We start from the raw sequence: 22,156 nt of genomic DNA, 5'->3' as shown, positions 1-22,156 counted from the left end.
CGCGGCCCCCGGGCGGCCGTACGACATGGCCGGGCTTGGTCTAGACCTCAGCTGATCGGCTGCTACCGTCAGCCCGGGACACTGCGGCGACGAGAGGGGACAGCCGTGGCACACGGCGGCAGGCGGCGGGCGTTCATCGGGTCCTTCACGGCGGCCGGCGGCCCCGGCATCGTCACGGCGGCCGTGGCCCCGGACAGCGGCGCGCTGACCGTCCTCGGCGGCACGAACCGCCTGCCCGACCCCTCCTACCTGGCCCTGTCGGCCGACGGCGGCACCCTCTACGCGGTCAGCGAGACCGCCGAGGGCGCCGTGGCGGCGTTTCGCGTGCACGGCGACAAGCCGGAGTCCCTGGGGCCGCGCGTGCCGGTCGGCGGCGGGCCCACCCACCTCGCCCTGTACGACGGACACCTGCTGACCGCCGACTACGGCTCCGGCAGCGTCACCGCCGTCCCCCTGCGCGCCGACGGCGGCCTCGCGCCCGCCGCGTCCGGCGTGCTGCGGCACACCGGCTCCGGCCCGCACAGCCCCCGCCAGCAGGGGCCGCACGCCCACCAGGTGCAGCCCGACCCGAGCGGCCGATGGGCGGTCAGCGTCGATCTCGGCACCGACTCCGTCCGCGTGTGCACGCTGGACGGCGGCAGCCCCGTCCTGCACCGGGAGACCGCCCTGCGGCCCGGCTCCGGCCCGCGCCACCTGGCCTTCCACCCCTCGGGCGGCTTCGCCTACGTCGTCAACGAACTCACTCCCACGGTGACCGTCTGCCGCTGGGACGCCGCCGACGGCACGCTCAAGCCGCTCACCGAGACCGAGGTGCTGCCCGCCGCCCCGGCCGGCGACGCCTACCCGTCGGGGATCGCCGTCTCGCCCGACGGCCGCTTCGTGTGGACCGCGACCCGCGGCGAGGACGTGCTGTCCGTCTTCGCCGTCGCGGGCGGCGGCGAGGTGCTCCGGCTGGTCGGTACCGTGCCGTGCGGCGGCCACTGGCCCCGCGCGATCACCGTCTCGGACGGCGTGCTGTACGTCGCCAACGAACGCTCCGGCGACGTCACCTGGTTCGCCCTCGACCCCGGCACCGGGCTGCCGCGGCGCGCCGGAGCGATCGACGTGCCGGCCGCGTCCTGCGTGGTCCTCGGCTGACCGGCGAGAAACCCCCAGGACACGCCGAAGGGCCCGCTCCGGTGCACGGAGCGGGCCCTCGCGTCTTGCTGCGTCCTTACGGCGTCCGGGAGGACGCGCCTTCGGCGTCCAGGGTGCCGCCGCTCAGCGGACGGCTCCCTGCGGCTGCTGGGGCGCGATGCCCAGGGCCGTCGTGTACTTGGCGAGGGCGAGCTTGCCGATCGCCGGGTAGGCGCCGAGCGCCTCGGCGAAGGCGCAGCCCGCCTCCTTGGCGGCCTCCTCCACCAGCGACGCGTCGATCTCGGGGCCGATCAGGTACGGCGCCAGCGCCAGCTGCTGCGAACCGGCGGAGCGCAGCTGGTCGGCGACGGAGGCGATCGAGCCCTCCTGGTCGAGCGCGGCGGCCATGACCGGCACGGCGAGGCGCGCGGCGAGCAGCATGCCGGTGATCCCGGCCGCCTGCACGGCCTCCTCGCCGCCCACCGAGGCCAGCACGATGCCGTCGGCGGCGGTGGCCACGGTGAACAGGCGGGCGCGGTCGGCGCGGGCCAGACCGGCCTCCGACAGGCGCACGTGCAGCGCCTCGGCGAGCAGCGGGTGCGGGCCGAGCACGTCGGTCAGCTCGGCCGCGACACGGCTGTCCATGACGGCCTGGCGGATCTGGCGCAGCAGCGCGCCGTCCGGACCGGCCAGCAGCGGCACCACGACGGCGACGGGGCCCTCCGGCTCCTTCACCTCGACCCCGGCGGCCAGCGCCTGCTCGTAGCGGGCGGTGCGCTCGTCGGCGGCGCGCGTCAGCACCGCCGGGAGGGTCGGGAACTCCGTGTCGTCCCCTTCCGCATAGCCGATCCGGGCGTCCAGGCCGGGCAGCTCGGAGCGGGCGATGCTCACGACCTCTTCGGCGAGGCCGCGGACGGCGGCGCTGGGCGTGCCCGGCACCGCGAGGACGAGCGCGGGCGCGCCCTCGGGAGCCGCCAGGGGTTCGGGACGGCGGTGCCGTCCGGGCTGGCGGGGGCGCGGCATTCGTACAGGCAGGCCGGACGCGGGCCCAGTGGGGGAGCTCATGGCGCCGCATGTTACTGGTTTCCTGGGCTCCCCTGTTCGGGGAGGGTGCAGGTGAGCGGTATCCGTCCGGTTTTGTCTGATGAGGTACGTACGGATCAGAAGTGATCAGCCGGTTTACCGGCTGATACGTCCGGTGTGCCGGGCGGCGGGGTGTCCGCCGTCGTGGCCGCCACCTGCAGCATCGTCCCGTCGGCCGGCAGGGCGAGGGTGTCCGTGGCGAGGGCGGCGGCGATACGGGCCGCGCCGTGCAGCGGGTCGCCCTCGGCGGGGACCCGCCGGGCGTGCGGCAGCAGCCGGGCCAGCTCCTGCTCCAGGGGCGCGAGCAGGGATTCGCCCGCGCGGAACAGCCCGCCGGTGAGCGCGACCAGCGGTGCGCCGTCGGGCGGGCAGACGGCGGCGGTGCTCTCCGCCATGTGCCGGGCCGCGTCGGCGAGGATGCCGGCGGCCACCGGATCGGCGTCCGCGGCGGCGCAGGCCGCCACCTGTGGGGCGAAGGAAGCCAGCACGGCGGGCCGGTCCGGCCGCGGGTACAGCAGCCCGGGCAGCCCGGGCACCGGCCCGAACGTCTCCTCGGCGCGGGCCAGCAGCCGCGCCGATCCGCCGGGCCGCCCGTCGTACGCCCGCAGCGCCGCCTCCAGCCCGGCCCGGCCGATCCAGGCGCCGCTGCCGCAGTCGCCCAGCAGATGGCCCCAGCCGTCCGCGCGCCGCCAGCGGGCCAGATCCGTGCCGACGGCGATGAGACCCGTCCCGGCGGCGATCACCGCGCCCGGGCGGGCGCCGAGGGCTCCGGTGTAGGCGGTGACCGCGTCGGCGGCCAGCGCGAGGCGCCGGACGCCGAACGCCCGGTGCAGGGCGCCCGGCAGTTCGGCGCGCAGATCCGCGCCGAGGGTGCTCAGCCCGGCCGCCCCGACGGCGGCCGTCACGGGCTGCCCGAGCCCGCTCTCCTCGGCCAGTGCCCGCACCACCGGTACCAGCAGCTCCATCAGGTGCCCGGCGTCGATGCCCCGCGCCCCGGTCCGGACCGGTTCGGCGACGGCCCGCTGCACGACCACGCCACGCCCCGCCGCACCGAGCGCCACCCGCAGCCCGGAGCCCCCGGAGTCCACCGCGAGGAAGACACCGTCGCCCTCGGCGACGGGCGCATCGGGTACGGCGGTCACGTCACGGGCCGGCATGGGACGGGCCTCCCTGGGGAACGAAGGGGTGCCTCCGTCGGCCACCGGAAGCGCGCCGGCGGCCGCCGCCGGGGCCGTCCTGCGGGCGACGACTGCCGAGCCGACGGAGGAGGCTCTCGACGGGGAGCGGCGCGGCCGCCCCGTCGCCCGGTGTGCCGGGCGTGCGGCCGCGCGCCGAGCGGGGGGTCATGGCAGGCGCCAGTCCACCGGCTGGCCGCCCTGCCGGATCAGCAGGTCGTTGGCGCGGCTGAACGGGCGGGAGCCGAAGAAGCCGCGGTCGGCGGACATGGGGGAGGGGTGCGCGGACTCCACCGACGGCAGGGTGCCGAGCAGCGGGCGGAGGTTGCGCGCGTCCCGGCCCCACAGGATCGACACCAGCGGCTTGCCGCGCGCGGCCAGCGCCCGTATCGCCTGCTCGGTGACCTCCTCCCAGCCCTTGCCGCGGTGGGCGCCCGGCTTGCGCGGGGCCGTGGTGAGGGCCCTGTTCAGCAGCAGCACCCCCTGCCGGGTCCACGGCGTCAGGTCACCGCTGGACGGCTGCGGCACGCCCAGGTCGGCCTGCAGCTCCCGGAAGATGTTGATCAGGCTGCCGGGCAGCGGCCGTACGTCCGGCGCCACCGAGAAGGACAGCCCGACGGCGTGCCCCGGCGTGGGGTAGGGGTCCTGTCCGACGATGAGGACGCGGACCTCGTCGAAGGGCTGCTGGAAGGCCCGCAGCACGTTCGGCCCGGCCGGGAGGTAGGTGCGCCCCGCGGCGATCTCCGCGCGCAGGAAGTCGCCCATCTCGGCGATCCGTCCGGCCACGGGTTCCAGGGCCTTCGCCCAGCCCGGTTCGACGATTTCATGCAACGGTCGTGGTGCCACGGCCGTCACCCTACTGCCGTACACACGGCGGTGATCAACCGGTGGCCAGGGCTACCCGGTAACGCGGTGCGGCTCATCCGACCACCGCCGCGCGCACGCACAGCACATCGGGCAGGTGGGAGGCCAACTGCCGCCAGCTGTCACCGTCGTCGGCCGACGCGTACACCTCGCCGTTGCGGTTGCCGAAGTAGACGCCCGCCGGGCCGTCACCGCTGTCGTCGGTGCACATCGCGTCCCGCAGCACCGTGCCGTAGTGGTCCTCCTGCGGCAGGCCCGCCGTGAGCGGCTCCCATGTCCTGCCCGCGTCCGCCGTGCGGAAGACCCGGCAGCGCCGCCCGGCCGGGACACGGTCGGAGTCGGCGTTGATCGGGAAGACGTACGCCGTCTCCCCGCGGTGCGGATGGGCCGCGACGGCGAAGCCGAACGTGGAGGGCAGGCCCTCGCCGATGTCGGTCCAGTGCGCGCCCGCGTCGTCGCTGCGGTAGACCCCCCAGTGGTTCTGCAGATACAGCCGGTCCGGATCCGCCGCGTCCCGGGCCACCTTGTGCACGCACTGCCCGAACTCCGGGTTCGGGTCGGGCAGGAACACCGCGGAGACACCGGAGTTGGACGGCGCCCAGCTCGCGCCGCCGTCGGTGGTGCGGAACACGCCCGCCGTCGACACCGCCACCGTCACCGACCCGGCGTCCCGCGCGTCGGTGAGGACGGTGTGCAGCCCCTCCCCGCCGCCGCCCGGCACCCACTTCGAGCGCGTCGGGTGCTCCCACAGCGGGCGGACCAGCTCGAAGCTCTCCCCGCGGTCCTCGGAGCGGTACAGCGCGGCCGGTTCCGTGCCCGCGTAGACCACGTCCGGCTCGGCCGCCGCCGGGTGCAGCTGCCACACCCGCTCCAGCGAAGCCCCGGTGTCCGGCGGGAACTTGACCGCCGGCTTGGGCGGCTCGGTCCAGGTGCGGCCCAGGTCGTCGGAGTGGAACACCGACGGCCCCCAGTGCGCGCTGTCCCCGCCGGCCAGCAGCCGCGGACGCTCACCGCGGGTGTCGACGGCGACCGAGTAGACCGCCTGGGCGTTGAAGCAGGGACTCTCGTCGAACTCCCAGGCGCCGCCCCGCCGGCGCCCGATGAACAGGCCTTTGCGGGTACCCACGGCGAGCAGTACCTCGGACATGCCGATCACCTCCGCGACATCCTCGTCCGGACGTCTTTGTCCTGGACACCGGCCAGTGTGCACCCCACCACTGACAGCCACCCCTCGGCCGGGCGTCCGCGCAGGTCAGGGCGGCGATTGTGGCAGACGCCGGCGATCCGCGGAGGTGTTTTGCGGCAATCTGCCCGCCCACCGCGCCGCCGTGCCACGGTCGGTCCGGAGGACTCGTCCTGAGCATCCCGGGCCTGCCGCCCGTATGGGAGGGCACCCGGGATGGTCGCGTGCTCACGAGGAGGCAGCCTTCGATGGCGTTCCGAGGACCGAAGGTGTGGCTGTGGCGCTGGCGGCGCAACCCGCTCCGGCGCCGTGCCGACAGGGTCGAGGCGTGGGTGGTGCTCGCCGCCTGGACGGTCACCGTCCTCGCCGGGGTGCTCGCCGGCCTGGCGACCGCCCGGACCGTCGAGCACGGCCTGGCACGGGAGCGCGCCGAGTGGCGGCCCGCCGCCGCCCGTCTGACCGAGCCCGCGCCCGGCCGGGCGGCCGACCGGCCCGAGGACGCCGGCGAGCGCGTGTGGGCCGAGGTCGCCTGGACCGCCCCGGACGGCTCCGCCCGCTCCGGGCAGGTCCGCGTCAATCCCGGTACGGACGCCGGTACCGCGGTGACCGTCTGGACCGATCACCGCGGCCGTCTGGTGAGCCCGCCCGCCTCCGCCTCCCAGGCCGAACTGCGCTCCACGCTCATCGGCGGCCTCGGCGGCCTCAGCGCCGCGGCCGTCCCGTTCGCCGCGGGCCGCGCCCTGCGCCGGCGCCTGGAGGAGCGGCGCCTGGAGCTGTGGGACCTGGCCTGGGCACGCTTCGACCCCTTGTGGCGGGGGCGAACGGGCTGACTGGTACCGGGCGTTGTCCTGCCCGTACCTCGGCCCTCCTGTCAGCGGCGTGTGACATGATCCGCTCGCGGTTCCCCCGTGCGACCGGTTGCACCCGGGGGACGATCAGTGGGGGGTCACATGATCAAGGGAGGCAATGCCTTCGTCCCGTCCGTGCCGCTGCGGATCGCCGTGCGCGCGGGAGTGGACGCGGCGGCGCTGCTGCTGACGGACGACGGCCGGGTCCGGGGGGACCAGGACGTCGTCTTCCACGGTGCTCCGGAGCATCCGTCCGGTGCCGTACGGCTGTCCGGGCCCGAGGACGGCACCGCCTGGCTCGACGTGGGCCTGACGTCGGTGGAGGAGGACATCGCCCGCGTCCTCGTCGTCGCGGCGACCGAGAGCGGCGCGATGCGCGACGTGGCCGGGCTGTCGGTGGAGGCGTTCGCGCCGGACGGCACATCCGTCGTCCGGTACGACGTGACCGACGCCGGCGGCGAGACGGCCATGGTGCTGGCGGAGCTGTACCGGCGCGCGGGCGGCTGGAAGTTCCGCGCGGTGGGCCAGGGTTACCTGGACGGTCTCGCGGCGCTGGCGGCGGACCACGGGGTGGAGGTGGCGGAGGACGCCATGGAGACGGCGCCGGCAGGTCCCGCTCCGACGCCCACTGTCGTGGTGCCGCAGACCGCGCAGCCCGTGCCGGCCGTCGTGCAGACGCCGCAGCCCCTCCCGGCCGCCGTGCAGATCCGGCAGTCCACGCCTCAGTCCATACCGGCCGCCGCCCACGCCCCGGCAGCCGTGGCGAGCCCCGCCCCGGTGCCGCCGACCACCCCCGAGCCGTTCCCCGCGCACCCGCGACAGTGGACCTTCGGCCCGGTCTTCGAGCCCTGGGCGCGGAGCGGCCGGGACAACGACGTGATCGCCGTCGACGGGCTGCCGCCGGGACCGGTCGTGGTCGAACTCGCCGTGCGGGGCGAGGGATACACCGGTCTGTGGACCCTGGACGGGCGCAACAAGGACAAGGACAACCTCGTCAACAGCACCGAGGACGACTTCCGGGGCCGGCTTCTGACGACGGTGCCCGGCAGCGGGCGCCTGCGCCTGCGGCTGCGGGCGGACGGCCCCTGGCACGCCCGCGTGCTGCCGCTGGCGGAGGCCCGGACGCTGACCGAGGAGTGGCTGGAGGGCAGCGGTCCCGAGGTCCTGCTGCACACGGCGGGCGCGGCCGATCTGTCGATCCACTACCGCGGCGACGACAACCTGATCGTCCACACCTTCGAGTTGGCGGGGTACGAGGACCCGACGACCCTGCCGCGGCAGAACAACGTGGTGAACGAGATCGGCCGGCGCCGGGAGACCGTACCGCTGCCCGAAGGGCCGCTCATCGTGGCGATGGTGAGGTCGGACGGCGCCTGGCGGGCCCGCCTCAAGGATGTGCAGGCCCTCGCCGGGCCGCCCGGGCCGGGGCAGTCCCCGCAGGTCACGTGGGCGGGCGCCGCCGACGGCCCCAGGCAGGCGTCCGGCGTCCGCAAGATGCAGAGCTGGCTGCGCCGGAACCGGTGGTGAGCACGGGCGTCCGCTGAGCCGCGACAGGCCGACCGTGCACGCGTCGGCCCCGCCCGTCACACCCCCAGGCCCGACGGCACCGTCACACCCCGCCCGGCAACCCCCGTCCCACGATCGCGTCCAGGTCCGCGCCGTCCGGCAGCGTGCCGAAGGCGTGCCCCCAGTCGCCGCCCAGCCGGGTCGCGCAGAAGGCGTCGGCGACGGCGGGCGGGGCGTGCCGGACCAGCAGGGAGGCCTGCAGGGTCAGGGCCATCAGCTCGACGAGCCGCCGGGCCCCCGACGGGGAGCCCGTGGACAGCAGCCCCTTCAGCCGGGTCACCGCGGCGTCGAGCCGGGCGTCCGCGCCCCGCGCCAGGGCGAGTTCGCCGAACAGGGCGTCGGCCGCGCCCTGCTCCCGGCCGAGCGCCCGCAGGACGTCGAGGGCGTTGACGTTGCCCGAGCCCTCCCAGATCGACAGCAGCGGCGCCTCGCGGTAGTGCCGGGGCATGCCGGACTCCTCGACGTAGCCGTTGCCGCCCAGGCACTCCAGGGCCTCCGCGGTGAACGCCGGTCCCCGCTTGGTCACCCAGTATTTGCCGACGGCGGTGGCGATCCGCCGGAACGCCCGCTCGCCCTCGTCCCCGCGCACGGCCCGGTCGGCCGCCCCCGCCAGCCGCAGCGTCAGCGTCGTCGCCGCCTCCGACTCCAGCGCGAGATCGGCGAGGACGTTGCGCATCAGCGGCTGGTCGATCAGCCGCGCCCCGAACGCGCTGCGGTGCCGCACATGGTGACCGGCCTCCACCAGCGTCTTGCGCATCAGCGTCGCCGAGGCCATCACGCAGTCCAGGCGCGTGCAGTTGACCATCTCGATGATGGTCTTCACGCCCTGCCCCTCGGGCCCGACCAGCCAGGCGACGGTGCCGTCGAACTCCGGCTCGGAGGAGGCGTTGGACCGGTTGCCGAGCTTGTCCTTCAGCCGCTGGATGCGGAAGGTGTTGCGGGTGCCGTCCGGCAGGATCCGCGGCACCAGGAAGCACGACAGCCCGCCCGGCGCCTGCGCGAGGACCAGGAACAGATCGCACATCGGCGCCGACGTGAACCACTTGTGCCCGCGCAGCGTGTACACGCCCGGCTCGGCGGTCGGCGCGGCCGCCGTGGTGTTGGTCCGCACGTCCGAGCCGCCCTGCTTCTCGGTCATCCCCATGCCCGCGAGCAGCCCGCGCTTCTCGGCCGGCACGCGCAGCCCGGGGTCGTACTCCCGGCTGGTCAGCAGCGGCTCGTACACCTTCGCCAGCTCCGGCTGGCGGCGCAGCGCGGGGACGGCGGCGTACGTCATCGACGTCGGGCAGCCGTGCCCGGCCTCCGTGTGGCCCCACACCAGACCGCCCGCCGTCCGGGCCACGTGGGCGCCCGGCCGGTCGTCGGCCCAGGGCGCCCCGGCCAGCCCCTCGGCCACCGCCACCCGCATCAGCTCGTGCCAGCTCCGATGGAAGTCGACCTCGTCGACGCGGTGGCCGTACCGGTCGTGGGTGCGCAGCTCCGGCTCGTGCCGGTTGGCCAGCTCCCCCCACTCCTGTGCCTCGGCGCTCCCGGCCCGCAGCCCGAGCCGCCGGATGCCGTCCTCGGCCCAGCCCGCGCCCTCCCGGCGCAGCCCCTCCAGCAGGGCCGCATCCTCCGAGGCGTCGTAGGGGGCCAGCGGCGGCGGCTGGTTGGTCACGTCGTGCGTGGCGTACGGCGCGGCGGACGCCTGCGCGGCCGGTTCCAGGATCGAGGTCATGACCCCATGTTGCACTTCTCCTTCGGCCGCAGCAATAGTGCAACAAGAGTGGCGTACGGCGGCCCGCGTACAGTCGGCCCATGCGCGTGAACGTCTCCGGGGATCCTTCCGCCGAGCTGCGGCTGCGCCCGCTGTCGGCCCGGTCGGTCGTGCTGAGCCTGCTCCTCGGCGCGCACCCGCCGGAGCTGCCGGTGCGGGAGCTGACCCGCGCGGTGGAGCCCTTCGGCGTCGGCGGCTCCACCCTGCGCGCGGCGCTCAGCCGGATGACCGCCGCCGGCGACCTGCACCGCACCGGCACCGGCTACCGCATCGGTGACCGGCTGCTCGCCCGCCAGCACCGCCAGGACGACGCCGTCGCCCCGCGCACGCGCGCGTGGGACGGCGACTGGGAGATGGTCGTCGTCACCGCCACCGGCCGCGGACCCGCCGAACGCGCCGACCTGCGCGCCCGGCTGGCCGCCCTGCGGTTGGCGGAACTGCGCGAAGGCGTCTGGCTGCGCCCGGCCAACCTGGACCGCGCGCTCCCCGAGGACGTCACGGCGGTCGCCCAGACCTACACCGCGCGCCCCGACCGGCCCGCCCGCGAACTGGCCGCCGCCCTGTGGGCATTGGACGCCTGGGCGGCCACCGCGCGCGGGCTGCTCGCCCATGTGGCCGCCGCCGGCCGCCCGGCCGACCGGCTCACCGCCTTCGCCGCGGTCGTACGCCATCTGCTCGCCGACCCCGTCCTGCCGCCGCCCCTGCTGCCGGACGACTGGCCGGGCGCCGAGCTGCGCGCCGCCTACGCCGCGTACCAGCGGGAGCTGACCGGGGCCGTACGGCGGCGGCCGTACGAAGAGGCGTGAACACCCCTGCGTACGGCCGCCGTTCAGCGCGTCACGGTCACTTGTAGGTGATGTCGGACGACGAGTACTTGCAGTACGTGCCGTCGGGGCCGCTGCCGTTGGTGGTCGGCTCGGCGCCCGTGTTGTTGCCGATGTACTTCTGGCAGGGGATGATCTTCTTGCTGGTGTCGCCGACGATCGTGATGGCCCTCAGGGTCGCGCTGTCGCCGTAGTTGGTGTTGATGCCGACGAGCTTGCTGCCCTTGTAGGTCGCCTCGATCGTGTTGAGGTTGATCGTCCGCTTGTACTGCGTCTTGCAGTTGCCGCAACTGCGCACGAACGTCCCGAAGTTCTTCACGGCGAAGTTGGACACGTTGAGCGTGCCGGCGCCGTTGAACTGGAACACCTTGTCGCTGGCCTCCTTCGCGCCGCCGCCGGAGACCGTGTAGACGTTGGACGAGGAGGAGCCGAGGAAGGTCGCCGCGTCCTCGCCGACGTCCTCCCACCACACGTTCTGCAGCGTGCAGCTGCCCAGGCAGTGGATGCCGTCGGCGGCCGGGGAGCCGATGATGACGTTCTTCAGGACGGCGCCGGGCGCCAGTTCCAGGATCGGTCCCTGGTCCTCGTCCTGGCTGCCGCTGCCCAGGTCGCCGCTGCCGTACAGCCGCTTCATCCCGTAGTCCTTGGTGCCGGACACCGAGATGGTCGAGGAGACGGCCTGGCTGCCGTTGGCGGTGGGCCAGGTGGCGGCGCTCGCGGGCGACAACGCGCCCTCTGTCATGATCATGACAGCCGAGAGTCCGACGGCGGCCAGCGCGCCGGTCAGCGTGCGCCGGCGTCCGTGTGGACGTGGTGCAGAAGTCATGTCCCGATGCCTTCTTCCGGTTGGGGGGTGTGTACGCATTGCGGGTGCGTCCCTTCGCCGCGCGGATACGGCTGTCCACATGCATGGGTTACGTATATGCATGTGAACTTGCGCGGCATTGATGCGCCGCTCTGGGCCTCACGTGGCTCCGGTCGGTCACACTGTTGAACGGACCGTAAGAGGTAAGCGCTTTCTGGTCAACGCCTCGCGCAGAACACATCCGGCCACTGTCGGCCGTCGCGAGAAGGCCGTGGGAGCGCTTCCATGACGGACGTGTCCATGCCACCATGCCACCGGACATCCCCTGCGGTCCGGACGCTCTCCCCCCGCTCTTCCCCCGCATCAGAAGGGACTCGGCCCTTGCCCCCCACCCGCAAACGCCCCCTGCGCACACTGCTGACGGCCCTCGTCGCGGCGCTCGTGCCGCTGCTCGCCACGCTGACGCTCACCGCGCCCCCCGCCGCGGCCCGCACCACCGCGGTGCCCGCCGCCACCCTCACCGAGGTCACCGGCTTCGGCGAGAACCCCAGCAACCTCCAGATGTACGTCTACGTCCCCGCCGGCGTCACCGCGCACCCCGCGGTCGTCGTCGCCGTGCACTACTGCACCGGCTCCGGCCCGGCGATGTACTCCGGCACCGAGTGGGCCTCGCTCGCCGACCGCCACGGCTTCGTCGTGATCTACCCGTCGGTCACCCGCGCCAGCAAGTGCTTCGACGTCTCCTCGCCGCAGGCCCTCAGGCGCGGCGGCGGCAGCGACCCCGTCGGCATCAAGTCGATGGTCGACTGGGTGGTGCGCACCTACTCCGCCGACACCTCCCGCATCTACGCCACGGGCATGTCCTCCGGCGCGATGATGACCAACGTCCTGCTCGGCGACTACCCCGACGTGTTCGCCGCGGGCGCCGCCTTCTCCGGAGTCCCCTTCGGCTGCTTCGCCACCACCGACGGCTCCGAGTGGAACAGCGCCTGCGCCGGCGGCACCGTGATCCGCACCCCGCAGCAGTGGGGCGACCTGGTCCGCGCCGCCTACCCGGGCTACACCGGGCCCCGCCCGCGCATGCAGGTGTGGCACGGCACCGCGGACGACACGCTGCGCTACCCCAACTTCGGGGAAGAGATCAAGCAGTGGACGAACGTGCTCGGCGTGAGCCAGACGCCCGCCGCCACCGACACCCCCCAGTCCGGCTGGACCCGCACCCGCTACGGCGGCACCGGTGACCACGCCCCCGTCGAGGCGATCAGCCTCCAGGGCGTCGGCCACAACCTGTACGCGAGCGGCATGGGCGCCCGCGCCCTCACCTTCTTCGGCCTGGACACCTCCGGCCCGGGACCGCAGCCCCAGCCGTCCGCCTGCCGGGTGAAGGCCACGACCACCGCCTGGAACAACGGCCTGACCGGCTCCGTCACGCTCACCAACACCGGCACCTCGACGCTCACCGGCTGGCGGCTCGGCTTCACCCTGCCGGCCGGCCAGACCATCACCAACGGCTGGGGCGCCTCGTACGCCCCGTCCTCCGGCGCGGTGACGGCCACGAACGCGTCGTACAACGGGACGCTCGCCCCGAACGCCAGTGTCACGTTCGGTTACCAGGCGACCCACACCGGCAACAGCTCCGCCCCGTCCGCCTTCACGCTCAACGGCAGCCCCTGCGCGGTCGGTTGATCCCGGACGTCCGCGGGGGCGGCAGCGGGCGCTGTCACCTCCGCGGACGCGGGTGACCGCGGTGAACCGGGGAACTCGGCAGGTCCAGGAGTCGACACGAGTGGATCTGCTCGGGAGGCGAGTGAGCCATGGCACGGCAGGAAGCGTCGTCCGGACTTCCCCGGCCGCTGCGCGCCCCGGTCTCGTTGCTGGGCAAGGTGCCGGGCGCCGGCACGGTCGGCCGGGCCGCCGGAGGAGCGCTGGACGCGGTCGGGCGCGTGTCCCCCCGTGGCCGCCGGCTGGCGGTGTACACCGGTGCCGGCGTGCTCGGCGTCGCCGGTGTCGTGGAGTGGCCGGTCGCCCTGACCGGGGCGGCGGTGGCCTGGCTGACCCAGGCACGGCAGCGGGAACAGGGCAGCGAAGGGGCGGGCGGTACGGCGGCGGAGGCGGCCGGCGAGGCCGGCGCCGGCGGTGGCGCGCGCCCCGAGTGGCGGCCCCGCGGCCCCGAGGCCAGGAGGACCACGGCCGGGGCGATGAAGTCGGCGGCCGGCGGCGGCATCGAGGCGCGCAGGTCCACGGCGGCCGCGCGCAGGCCGGCGACCGGCGCCACCAGGAGCGCGGCCGGTGACCAGGACCGGCCCGGCACGGGGGACACCTCCCGGGACGAGCGTTCCCCGGGCACGGGTAGGTCCGGCACGGGGGACACCTCCCGGGACGAGCGTCCCTCGGGCACGGGTAAGTCCGGCACGGGCGCGGCCCGCTCCGCCGCGCGGTCGGCCAGGGCCGCCCGGTCCGCCGCCGGTCACGCCGCGGGCAACCCCGCCGGCCGGCTCACGTCACGAGCGGGCCGGGTCCGCATGGCCTCCGGTACGTCCCGTCCGGCCCACGGCCACGACCGCTGAGGGTGGTGCCATGGCTCTGGGAATGGTGAGGGTGTCCTCCGCGGCCGCCGGGCTGATGCTCGCCGGGCCGCGGCTGCTGGTGCGCGGCGCCGCGCCCGCCGTCGGCGCGGCCGCCGGTGCGGTGGCCGGGACGGCCCGGGCCGGCGTCCGCGGCGCGGACACCGCGGTCAGGGTCGGCCGGGTCGCGCGCGCCGCGCTGCCGGGCGCGGGCGGCGACTGGCGCTCGGGCCGGCGTGCGCATCTGGCCCTGCGGGCCGAGGCCCCGGAGCGGGTGCGCCGGGCGGGCGGGACGGAGTCCGCGGCGCGCCGCGTCGCCGACTCCCTGGCCGGCCGGCCCGACGTCGCCTACGCCTACTGGGACCGCGGACTCAAACGCCTGGTGGTGTCCGCGGCCGAGGAGGCCGCCACCGACCGGGTCATGGACCTGGCCACCGACCTCGCCCAGCGGCACGGGCTCGGTTCGACCGACGAGACGGTGGAGGAGTTCGCGCACCCCGGCGATCCGTCCGGCGTGCGCATGGCCGCGCTGGCCCTGGCCGCCGACGCGGTGGGCACCGCCGTGGCGCTGGGCGCGTACGCGCTGCGGATCCCGCCCTCGCCGCGGCTGGTCACCGCGGCCGTGACCCTGCTGCGGGAGAACCCCCGCTTCCGCAGCTGGCTGCGGACCCGGCTCGGCCCCTCGCGCATGGACCTGGTGCTCGCCGCCGCGAACGCCGCCGCCCACGGCGCCGGACAGACACCGCCCGCCCTCCTGCTCGACGGGGTGCTGCGGACGCTCCAGCTGGTGGAGACCCTGGCCCGCGCCGCCGCCTTCGACTACGACCACGACCTGCTCTGCGCGCCCGGCCGCGAGGACGTGGCCCCCGACGCCCGCCCCCGGCCGCCGCTGCGCAGCAGCCCCGCGCAGGAGTACGCCGCCCACGCCGCCACCGGCAGCCTGCTGGGCGCCGCCGCGACCCTGCTCGTCAAGCACAACGCCGCGGAGGCCGCCGAGGCGGTGCTGGCCGGATCGCCGAAGGCCGCCCGCTACGGCCCCGCCGCCTTCAACGCCGTCCTCGGCTGCGCGCTGGCCCGCACCGGCGTCCTCGTGCGCGACACCGACCGCCTGCGCCAGCTGGAGACCGCCGAGACGCTGGTCCTGCACCCCAGCGCGCTGCGCACCCCCGACGCCGGATGCGATCCGTGGGCCGAGGCCGTGCTGGACGCCGCCCGGCGGGCCGGACTGCGCGTCGTGGTCGCCGAACACCCGGACCTGGACGACGTCACCGGCCTCGCCGACCACGTCGTCTCCGCCGACCGGCCGCTCGGCGAGGTCGTCACCGAGCTGCGCGAGCGCGGCGGGGTCGTCACCGTCGCCCGGCCCGGCTCCGCCGACGACAAGGAGGTCCTGGACGGGCTGCTCGCCGGGGACGTGGCGGTGGCGCTCGCCGACCGCAACGCGGCCGTGGTGTGGGGCGCCGACGTGGTCGCCCCGCACGGGCTCCCCGACCTGTGGCGGCTGCTGACGGCCGTGCCGGCCGCCCGGGGCGTGAGCCGCCGCTCGCAGACCCTGGCCCGCTCCGGCGCCGCCCTGTCCGGGCTGCTCGTCGCCGTCGGCGAGGCACGCAAGGGCCGCCGCAGCCCGCTGCCGGGCCTGCGGCACGCCCCCGTCGACATGAGCGCGGTCGCGGCCCTGGTGTCGGGCACACGCGCCGCACTCGGCGTGGCCCTCGCCCGGCCGCCCCACCCGCGGCCCCGGGTGGCCTGGCACGCCCTGCACCCCGACGACGTACGCGAACGGCTCGACCGGCAGGCCGAGGCCCCGCCCTCGCTGCTGGAGCAGACCACCGGCCGGGTGCGGCGGGTCGCCGAGGGCGCGGGCGCCCTGCCGCCGCTGGCCCCCGCCCGCTGGACGGTACGGCTGGCCCGGGCGGTGCGCGGGGAGCTGGACGACCCGCTCACCCCGGTCCTCGCGGTCGGCTCGGCCGCCTCCGCGATCCTCGGCTCCGCCGTCGACGCGCTGCTGGTCGTCGGCGCCCTCGACCTCAACGCCCTGGTCGGCGGCCTCCAGCGGCTGCGCGCCGAGCAGGCGCTGTCCGGGCTGCGCGCCGAGCAGAAGCAGAAGGCGCGGGTCGTCGCCGAGCGCGAGGCGCGGACCGTGGACGCGGCCAGGCTGGCCCCCGGCCATGTCATCGAGCTGAAGGGCGACGACGTCGTCCCCGCCGACGCCCGGCTGCTGTGGGCCGAGGGCCTGGAGGTGGACGAGTCGGCGCTGACCGGCGAGTCGCTGCCGGTGGAGAAGCGCACCGACCCCGCGCCCCGCGCGCCCGTCGCCGAGCGGCACTGCATGGTCTTCGAGGGCACGACCGTGGTCGCCGGGCACGCCCGCGCGGTCGTCGTGGAGACCGGCGAGCGCACCGAGGCGTCCCGGGCGGTCTCCCTCGCCGCCCGCACCCCTCCGGCCGCCGGTGTCCAGGCCCGGCTGCAGGAACTGACGTCCAAGGCGCTGCCGTGGACGCTGGCCGGCGGTGCCACGGTGACCGGGCTCGCGCTGCTGCGCGGCACCCCGATCCGCGAGGCGGTCAGCGGCGGTGTCGCGGTGGCCGTGGCGGCCGTGCCCGAGGGGCTGCCGCTGGTGGCCACGGTCGCGCAGCTCGCCGCCGCCCGCCGGCTGAGCAGCCGGGGCGTCCTGGTGCGGGCCCCGCGCACGCTGGAGGCGCTGGGCCGCATGGACACCGTCTGCTTCGACAAGACGGGCACCCTCACCGAGAACCGGCTGCGGCTGGTGCGCACCACGGACGCGGAGGGCGCCGAGGGCGACGCGAGCGTGCTGACGACGGCGGCGCGCGCCTGCCCCCGGCTGAACGGCGACGGCGACCGGCCGACGCACGCCACCGACGAGGCGATCCTGGCCGCCGCCGAACCCGACCCGGCGTGGGAGCAGAGCGAGGGCCGCCCGTTCGAGGCGGGCCGCGGCTATGCCGCCGCCGTCGGCCGCGACGGGGACGGCGCGCGCCTGCTGGTGGTCAAGGGCGCCCCGGAGACCGTCCTGCCCGCCTGCGCGGGGCCGGCCGACGCAGCCGACGACACCGCGCACGCCCTGGCCCGGGACGGGCTGCGGGTGCTGGCCGTCGCCGGGCGGCGGCTGCGGGAGGACGAGAGCGACGCCGACGCCCTCGAAGAGCCGCTCAACGGGCTGGAGTTCACCGGTCTGGTGGCGCTGGCCGACGTGCCCCGCGAGACCTCCACCGCGCTGGTGCACGGGCTGCGCGAGGCGGGCGTACGGCCCGTCATGCTGACCGGCGACCATCCGCAGACCGCCCGCGCGATCGCCGTCCAGCTGGGCTGGCCCGAGGACACCGGCGTGGTCACCGGCGACGAACTCGCCGCCGTCGACCGGGCCGAGCGGGCCCGCATCCTGCGGGACGCCGGGGTCGTCGCCCGGGTCGCGCCCGAGCAGAAGCTCCAGGTCGTCGAGGCGCTGCGGGACGCGGGCCGGGTCGTCGGCATGGTCGGCGACGGCGCCAACGACGCCGCGGCCATCCGCGCCGCCGACATCGGCGTCGGCATCAACGCCCGCGGCTCGGCCGCCGCCCGCAACGCCGCCGACCTGGTGCTCACCGACGACCTGGGCGCCCTGGTGGAGGCGGTCGGCGAGGGCCGCGCCCTGTGGCACAGCGTCGCCGACGCCATCGCCATCCTGATCGGCGGCAACGCGGGCGAGGTCGGCTTCGGCGTGATCGGCACGCTCCTCGGCGGCGCGGCACCGCTCGCGACCCGTCAGATGCTGCTGGTCAACCTCTTCACCGACCTGTTCCCGGCGATGGCCGTCGCCGTCACCCCGCAGCGGGACCCGGCCGACACGCACGGCGAGGCGCCGCTCGGCACCTCCCTGCTCGGCGCGCCGCTGATGGAACAGATCCGGCACCGGGCCCTGACCACCTGCCTGGGCGCGGTGACCGCCTGGCTGTTCGGCCGCTTCACCCCGGGCACCCGGCGGCGCTCCACCACCATGGCGCTGTGCGCGGTGGTCGGCACCCAGCTCGCCCAGACCCTCGCCGACCGGCGCGGCAGCCCCCTGGTGCGGGCCACCGTCGTCGGCTCGGCGGCCGCCCTGGTGCTGCTGGTCCAGACGCCCGGCGCCAGCCACTTCTTCGGCTGCACCCCGCTGGGCCCGCTCGCCTGGGCGGGCGTCGCCCTGGCGATCGCCCTCGCGGTGACCGGCCAGCGGGCGCTGCCCCAACTGGAGCGCACGGTCCTGCGCCTGGGCCGGGCGGCGGCAGCGGCCCGGTGAGGACGCCACCGGCCGGGTCGAGGTCCGCCGTCGGATCGGCCCGGCTCCGGGCCAGGGCGCCTTCGTGGGGCCGGCGAGCCACGCGGCTCCGGGCTGATCGGGAGGGCGGGACCTGACCGGAGAAGCCGTCCCGCACGATCTCCGGCGCGAACTGGGTGCGCGCCGTCGCCAGTTCGCCGGCGACGACTGCTGATCACGCGGGCCGGACCCGGATCAAGCCCTTTGCTCAGGCGCCGCGCCGCTGCCGGGCCGGTGCGGCGCGGTGGTACTGGTCGGGCACGCGGACCGTTCCGCCGAGCCGGTCGGCGGCCTGCCGCGCCCAGGACGGGTTGCGCAGCAGTTCGCGGCCGAGGAGGACAGCGTCGGCCTCGTCGTTGGCGAGGATCTTGGCGGCCTGCTCGGGCTCGGTGATCAGGCCGACCGCGGCGACGGCCAGCGGGGTCTCGGCCTTGACGCGGGCGGCGTAGGGCACCTGGTAGCCGGGGCGGACGGGGATGTGCACGCCGGAGGCGTTGCCGCCGGTGGAGACGTCCAGCAGGTCGACGCCGTGGGCGTGCAGCTCGCGGGCGAAGCGCACGGTGTCGTCCGCGGTCCAGCCGCCCTCCGGCAGCCAGTCGGTCGCCGAGACGCGGAAGAACAGCGGCTTGCCCTCGGGCCACACCGCGCGGACGGCGTCGACGACCTCCAGGGCGAACCGGGTGCGGTTCTCGTAAGAGCCGCCGTAGGCGTCGGTGCGGTGGTTGGTGTGCGGGGAGAGGAACTCGTTGATGAGGTAGCCGTGGGCGCCGTGGATCTCCACCGCCTCGAACCCGGCGGCCAGCGCCCGGCGGGCCGCGTCGGCGAACTGGCCGACGACCTCCTGGATCTGGTCGACCGTCAGCTCGGCCGGCACCGGGTGGTGCTCGTCGAAGGGGACCGGGCTCGGCGCCAGCGGCTGCCAGCCGTGCGCGTCGGGTCCGACGGGCGCGCCGCCCTTCCAGGGGCGGTCGGTGGAGGCCTTGCGCCCGCCGTGGCCGAGCTGGATCGCGGGGATGGTGCCCTGTGCGGTGAGGAAACGGGTGATGCGGCGGAAGGCCTCCGTCTGTGTGTCGTTCCACAGCCCCAGGTCGTAGGGGGAGATCCGGCCCTCCGGCGAGACGGCCGTGGCCTCGACGATGATCAGCCCGGTGCCGCCGGCCGCGCGGGCCGCGTAGTGCGCGAAGTGCCAGTCGTGCGGCGCGCCGGCCTCGGGGCCGTCGGGCGCGGCGGAGTACTGGCACATCGGCGGCATCCACACGCGGTTGGGGATGGTCACGTCGCGCAGGGTGAAGGGCTCGAAGAGCGCGCTCACGGCGGACTCCGTTCGTCGGGGACCGAGGTTTCGACTCGTACGATAGCCATCGTAGTACGGTGGATGTCAAACTACGACAGCCTTCGTACAATGAGGGCATCCGACGAAGGGGAGCCGTGCCGTGACCACCACCGCCACCGGCAGCCGCGTCCTCCCGCACCCGGCACGCGAGGAGATCCGGCTGGAAGCGGTGCTGCACGCGCTGTCCGACCCGATGCGGCTGCGCATCGTGCGCGACCTGGCCCGGGACGAGGACGAACTGTCCTGTTCGTACTTCGACCTGCCGGTCACCAAGTCGACCACCACCCACCACTTCCGCGTGCTGCGCGAGGCCGGCGTCATCCGGCAGGTCTACCGCGGTACGGCGAAGATGAACGGCCTGCGCCGGGACGACCTGGACGCCCTCTTCCCGGGCCTGCTCGACGCCCTGCTGGACGCCGCCGGCCGTCAGGCCGCCCGCCTCGGGACGGCCGGGGACGCCTGACCGGTCACCCTTCCCGCCGCGACCCCGACCGGGCCGCCGTCAGCAGCGACTCCCAGTCCGGCAGCTTGACCACGCCGCGCCCCAGCGACGCCCCGAGCTCCGCCTCGGCCCGCTCGATGGCGAGCCACCCGCCCCACTCCACCGGCTCGATCCCCTCCGAACGCAGCACCTCGGCGGGATCGCCGGGCAGTTCCCGGCGTACGAGCGCGGGCGCGTCCGCCAGCAGCGAGGCGACCGTCTCCTTCGCGCAGGGCCGGTTGGTGCCGATGACGCCCGTCGGGCCGCGCTTGATCCAGCCCGCCACGTACTGGCCCGGCACCACGGCCCCGTCGCGGACCACCCGGCCGGCCAGATGCGGCACCGTGCCGCGCCCGGCGTCGAACGGCAGCCCCTCCAGCGGCACTCCGCGGTAGCCGACCGACCGCAGCACGAGCTGTGCCTCGATGTCCTCGAACCGGCCGGTCCCGGTCACCCCGCCGCGCCCGTCCGGTGCCGTCCGCTCGAACCGCACCGCGCCGGCCCGGCCCTCACGCGCGAGGACGGCGACGGGCCGCAGGAAGAACCGCAGCCGGATCCGCCGGGCGGCACCCCGGGCCGGCCGTGCGGCCCACGCCCGCAGCACCTCCACGTTCCGGCGCTGCACGGCCGGCAGCGCGGTGGGGTCGGCGTACTGCGGATCCAGGGCCAGCTCCTCCGGGTCCACCATCACCTCGGCGTCCGGCAGCTCGCCCAGCTCGCGCAGCTCCTTGGTGGTGAAGCGGGCCTGGGAGGGGCCGCGCCGGCCCACCATGTGCACGTCCGTCACCCGGCTGGCGGCCAGCGCGGCGAGCGCGGCCTGCGGCATGTCGGTGGGGCTCAGCTCGGCCGCGCCCCGCGCCAGGATCCGCGTGACGTCGACCGCGACATTGCCGACGCCGATCACCACCGCGGCCCGCGCCCCGGGCACGAAATCTCCGGGCCCGGCATCGGGGTGGGCGCTGTACCAGGAGACGAAACGGGTCGCCGACCAGCTGCCGGGCAGGTCCTCGCCGGGGATGCCCAGCCGCCGGTCGGTCGCGGCGCCCACGCAGTAGACCACCGCGTGGTACAGCTCCGCGAGCCGCGCCGCCGGCACGCCCCCGGCGCCGACCTGCACGCCGCCGAGGAAGCGGACCCGCGGCTCCTGGAGGACCGTACGCAGCGTGTTCTGCAGGGACTTGATCTTCTCGTGGTCCGGGGCGACGCCGTACCGCACCAGGCCGTAAGGGCAGGGCAGCCGGTCCAGGACGTCGACGAGGACCTCGGCGTCCTGCTGGAGGAGGCCCTGGGCGGTGTAGACCCCGCTGGGCCCGGAACCCACGACGGCGACACGCAGCACGGCGGAACTCCCTAGGCTTCGCCTCCAGCATCGCACTCCGGGCGCGCTGCGCTGACAGGGTGCCGGACGGGACGGGTCCGTGCGTGTCCGTTCGTATGGAATGTGATCATGCGGTTACGTTGCGTGTGTGCTAGAAGCATCCTTTCTTAATCTTTCTGATCGGTCCGGGACGGACGGCGCCGTGTCCGTGTGGCCCGCGTGGGAAGTGAAGGAGGAGGGCGGCGCCACCTCGTGGTTCCAGGTGCGCCTGGCGTTCCCCGACGGTGCCCGGGTCGACGCCCTGGCGGTGGTGTCCGGCGGCTGCGTCCGGCTGGAGGACGTGCGTGCCCAGCCGCCGCTGTCGCTGGCCGACCTGACGGTGCTCGCGGACTGGATCGAGGAGCCGCTCTTCGAGGCGTGCGGCGTGCCGCCGGCGGGAGGGAAAGGGGCCGCCCCGTCCGGCGAGGACGCCCCGCCCGGCGAGGACGCCCTGCCCGGCGAGGACGCCCTGCCCGGCGAGGAGTTCACGAGCGGCGAGGGGGCCGCGGGCGACGCAAAGCCCCGGGGCGGCGAAGAGCCCAGGGGTGGCGAAGAGCCCTGGGGCGGCGGCACGGCGCTGCTCGGCGCCACGGTGTCGTCCGGTCCGTCCGTCGTGCCGTGGAGCGGTACGGGCGAGGAAGAGGAAGACGACGACGGGTACGACGGGTGCGACGAGACGCCGGACGAAGCGGGTGCCGGCGCCCGGCGGGCCCGGCCCGCCTGGCCGCGCGGCATCGAAGGACGTTGGCTGATCGCCCAGGAGTACCGGGCGGCCCAGGAGGAGGGCGTCGACCCGGTCCTGGCCGTGATGTGCGCGACCGGCCACAGCCGCCGCAAGTCCCTGCGGCTGATCGCCCAGGCCCGGGACGCGGGCTACCTGACGCCCCGCCACACTCGGCGCTGAACC

At 75.7% G+C, this 22,156-nt stretch carries 15 protein-coding genes and 3 pseudogenes; 10 read left to right on the top strand and 8 right to left on the bottom strand.

Going from position 1 to position 22,156, the window contains the following annotated elements:
* Positions 1–105 precede the first annotated feature (105 nt).
* A complete protein-coding gene (locus tag IE308_RS13465) occupies positions 106–1,137 on the top strand; it encodes a lactonase family protein (protein WP_190218074.1) in 1,032 nt (343 codons plus the stop codon).
* 123 nt (positions 1,138–1,260) lie between these two features.
* Here IE308_RS13465 and IE308_RS13460 read toward each other — a convergent pair whose 3' ends face one another.
* The 4 genes and pseudogenes from IE308_RS13460 to IE308_RS13445 form a co-directional block, all read right to left on the bottom strand.
* Positions 1,261–2,181, bottom strand: coding sequence for a sirohydrochlorin chelatase (locus IE308_RS13460; protein WP_190218073.1), 921 nt, complete (start codon positions 2,179–2,181; stop codon positions 1,261–1,263).
* A gap of 95 nt (positions 2,182–2,276) precedes the next feature.
* Positions 2,277–3,356, bottom strand: coding sequence for an N-acetylglucosamine kinase (locus tag IE308_RS13455; protein ID WP_190218072.1), 1,080 nt, complete (start codon positions 3,354–3,356; stop codon positions 2,277–2,279).
* Between the two features lie 186 nt (positions 3,357–3,542).
* Positions 3,543–4,220 carry a uracil-DNA glycosylase gene (locus IE308_RS13450; RefSeq protein ID WP_190218071.1) on the bottom strand — a complete coding sequence of 226 codons (678 nt, stop codon included), beginning with the start codon at positions 4,218–4,220 and terminating at the stop codon, positions 3,543–3,545.
* 73 nt (positions 4,221–4,293) lie between these two features.
* A pseudogene (locus IE308_RS13445) lies at positions 4,294–5,456 on the bottom strand (WD40/YVTN/BNR-like repeat-containing protein).
* A 213-nt stretch (positions 5,457–5,669) separates the two neighbouring features.
* Between IE308_RS13445 and IE308_RS13440 the strand changes: the two are divergent.
* Together IE308_RS13440 and IE308_RS13435 are read left to right on the top strand one after the other, a co-directional pair.
* Entirely contained in the window at positions 5,670–6,251 is a 582-nt protein-coding gene (locus tag IE308_RS13440) for an Rv1733c family protein (RefSeq protein WP_190218069.1), read from the top strand.
* Between the two features lie 120 nt (positions 6,252–6,371).
* Positions 6,372–7,796, top strand: coding sequence for a TerD family protein (locus IE308_RS13435; protein WP_190218068.1), 1,425 nt, complete (start codon positions 6,372–6,374; stop codon positions 7,794–7,796).
* Between the two features lie 82 nt (positions 7,797–7,878).
* Here IE308_RS13435 and IE308_RS13430 read toward each other — a convergent pair whose 3' ends face one another.
* Positions 7,879–9,552, bottom strand: coding sequence for an acyl-CoA dehydrogenase family protein (locus tag IE308_RS13430; protein WP_190218067.1), 1,674 nt, complete (start codon positions 9,550–9,552; stop codon positions 7,879–7,881).
* Positions 9,553–9,632: 80 nt separating this feature from the next.
* Here IE308_RS13430 and IE308_RS13425 point away from each other — a divergent pair, with 80 nt between their 5' ends.
* Positions 9,633–10,397: a PaaX family transcriptional regulator C-terminal domain-containing protein gene (locus IE308_RS13425; protein ID WP_190218066.1), complete on the top strand. Its 765-nt coding sequence runs from the start codon at positions 9,633–9,635 to the stop codon at positions 10,395–10,397.
* 37 nt (positions 10,398–10,434) lie between these two features.
* On the opposite strand, the gene IE308_RS13420 is transcribed toward IE308_RS13425, so the two are convergent.
* On the bottom strand, positions 10,435–11,241 hold the full coding sequence (locus IE308_RS13420) for a pectate lyase (protein ID WP_190218065.1): 807 nt from the start codon (positions 11,239–11,241) through the stop codon (positions 10,435–10,437).
* A 393-nt stretch (positions 11,242–11,634) separates the two neighbouring features.
* Here IE308_RS13420 and IE308_RS13415 point away from each other — a divergent pair, with 393 nt between their 5' ends.
* The 3 genes from IE308_RS13415 (at position 11,635) to IE308_RS13405 (ending at position 18,060) form a co-directional block, all read left to right on the top strand.
* Entirely contained in the window at positions 11,635–12,906 is a 1,272-nt protein-coding gene (locus IE308_RS13415; RefSeq protein ID WP_373314502.1) for an extracellular catalytic domain type 1 short-chain-length polyhydroxyalkanoate depolymerase, read from the top strand.
* A 128-nt stretch (positions 12,907–13,034) separates the two neighbouring features.
* The gene (locus IE308_RS37350; RefSeq protein WP_308440100.1) at positions 13,035–13,787 is read left to right on the top strand and encodes a hypothetical protein; all 753 of its coding nucleotides are present in this window, start codon (positions 13,035–13,037) and stop codon (positions 13,785–13,787) included.
* A 10-nt stretch (positions 13,788–13,797) separates the two neighbouring features.
* Positions 13,798–18,060 carry a cation-translocating P-type ATPase gene (locus IE308_RS13405; protein WP_190218064.1) on the top strand — a complete coding sequence of 1,421 codons (4,263 nt, stop codon included), beginning with the start codon at positions 13,798–13,800 and terminating at the stop codon, positions 18,058–18,060.
* 226 nt (positions 18,061–18,286) lie between these two features.
* Here the strand turns inward: IE308_RS13405 and IE308_RS13400 are convergent, their stop codons facing one another.
* A complete protein-coding gene (locus IE308_RS13400) occupies positions 18,287–19,390 on the bottom strand; it encodes an NADH:flavin oxidoreductase/NADH oxidase (protein WP_190218063.1) in 1,104 nt (367 codons plus the stop codon).
* A 121-nt stretch (positions 19,391–19,511) separates the two neighbouring features.
* Between IE308_RS13400 and IE308_RS13395 the strand changes: the two genes are divergently transcribed.
* On the top strand, positions 19,512–19,874 hold the full coding sequence (locus tag IE308_RS13395; RefSeq protein ID WP_110626595.1) for an ArsR/SmtB family transcription factor: 363 nt from the start codon (positions 19,512–19,514) through the stop codon (positions 19,872–19,874).
* Between the two features lie 4 nt (positions 19,875–19,878).
* Here the strand turns inward: IE308_RS13395 and IE308_RS13390 are convergent, their stop codons facing one another.
* A complete protein-coding gene (locus IE308_RS13390) occupies positions 19,879–21,231 on the bottom strand; it encodes an FAD-dependent oxidoreductase (protein ID WP_190218062.1) in 1,353 nt (450 codons plus the stop codon).
* Positions 21,232–21,358: 127 nt separating this feature from the next.
* Here IE308_RS13390 and IE308_RS37455 point away from each other — a divergent pair.
* Positions 21,359–21,691 (top strand): annotated as a pseudogene (locus tag IE308_RS37455) (DUF6214 family protein); the annotation flags it as partial.
* 252 nt (positions 21,692–21,943) lie between these two features.
* A pseudogene (locus IE308_RS37450) lies at positions 21,944–22,153 on the top strand (DUF6214 family protein); the annotation flags it as partial.
* Positions 22,154–22,156 lie beyond the last annotated feature (3 nt).

Source organism: Streptomyces griseosporeus, assembly GCF_014656055.1.
GTDB classification, from domain to species: domain Bacteria; phylum Actinomycetota; class Actinomycetes; order Streptomycetales; family Streptomycetaceae; genus Streptomyces; species Streptomyces griseosporeus.
Note: the sequence above shows the minus strand (reverse complement) of the source record. Positions and strands in the feature narration are given on the sequence as shown.

Bases quoted from the DNA above. Each gene is read 5' to 3' on its own strand.
- IE308_RS13455 (WP_190218072.1), bottom strand. From the start codon at position 3,356: ATGCCGGCCCGTGACGTGACCGCCGTACCCGATGCGCCCGTCGCCGAG.
- IE308_RS13460 (WP_190218073.1), bottom strand. From the start codon at position 2,181: ATGAGCTCCCCCACTGGGCCCGCGTCCGGCCTGCCTGTACGAATGCCG.
- IE308_RS13430 (WP_190218067.1), bottom strand. From the start codon at position 9,552: ATGACCTCGATCCTGGAACCGGCCGCGCAGGCGTCCGCCGCGCCGTAC.
- IE308_RS13425 (WP_190218066.1), top strand. From the start codon at position 9,633: ATGCGCGTGAACGTCTCCGGGGATCCTTCCGCCGAGCTGCGGCTGCGC.
- IE308_RS13405 (WP_190218064.1), top strand. From the start codon at position 13,798: ATGGCTCTGGGAATGGTGAGGGTGTCCTCCGCGGCCGCCGGGCTGATG.
- IE308_RS13435 (WP_190218068.1), top strand. From the start codon at position 6,372: ATGATCAAGGGAGGCAATGCCTTCGTCCCGTCCGTGCCGCTGCGGATC.
- IE308_RS13420 (WP_190218065.1), bottom strand. From the start codon at position 11,241: ATGACTTCTGCACCACGTCCACACGGACGCCGGCGCACGCTGACCGGC.
- IE308_RS37350 (WP_308440100.1), top strand. From the start codon at position 13,035: ATGGCACGGCAGGAAGCGTCGTCCGGACTTCCCCGGCCGCTGCGCGCC.
- IE308_RS13440 (WP_190218069.1), top strand. From the start codon at position 5,670: ATGGCGTTCCGAGGACCGAAGGTGTGGCTGTGGCGCTGGCGGCGCAAC.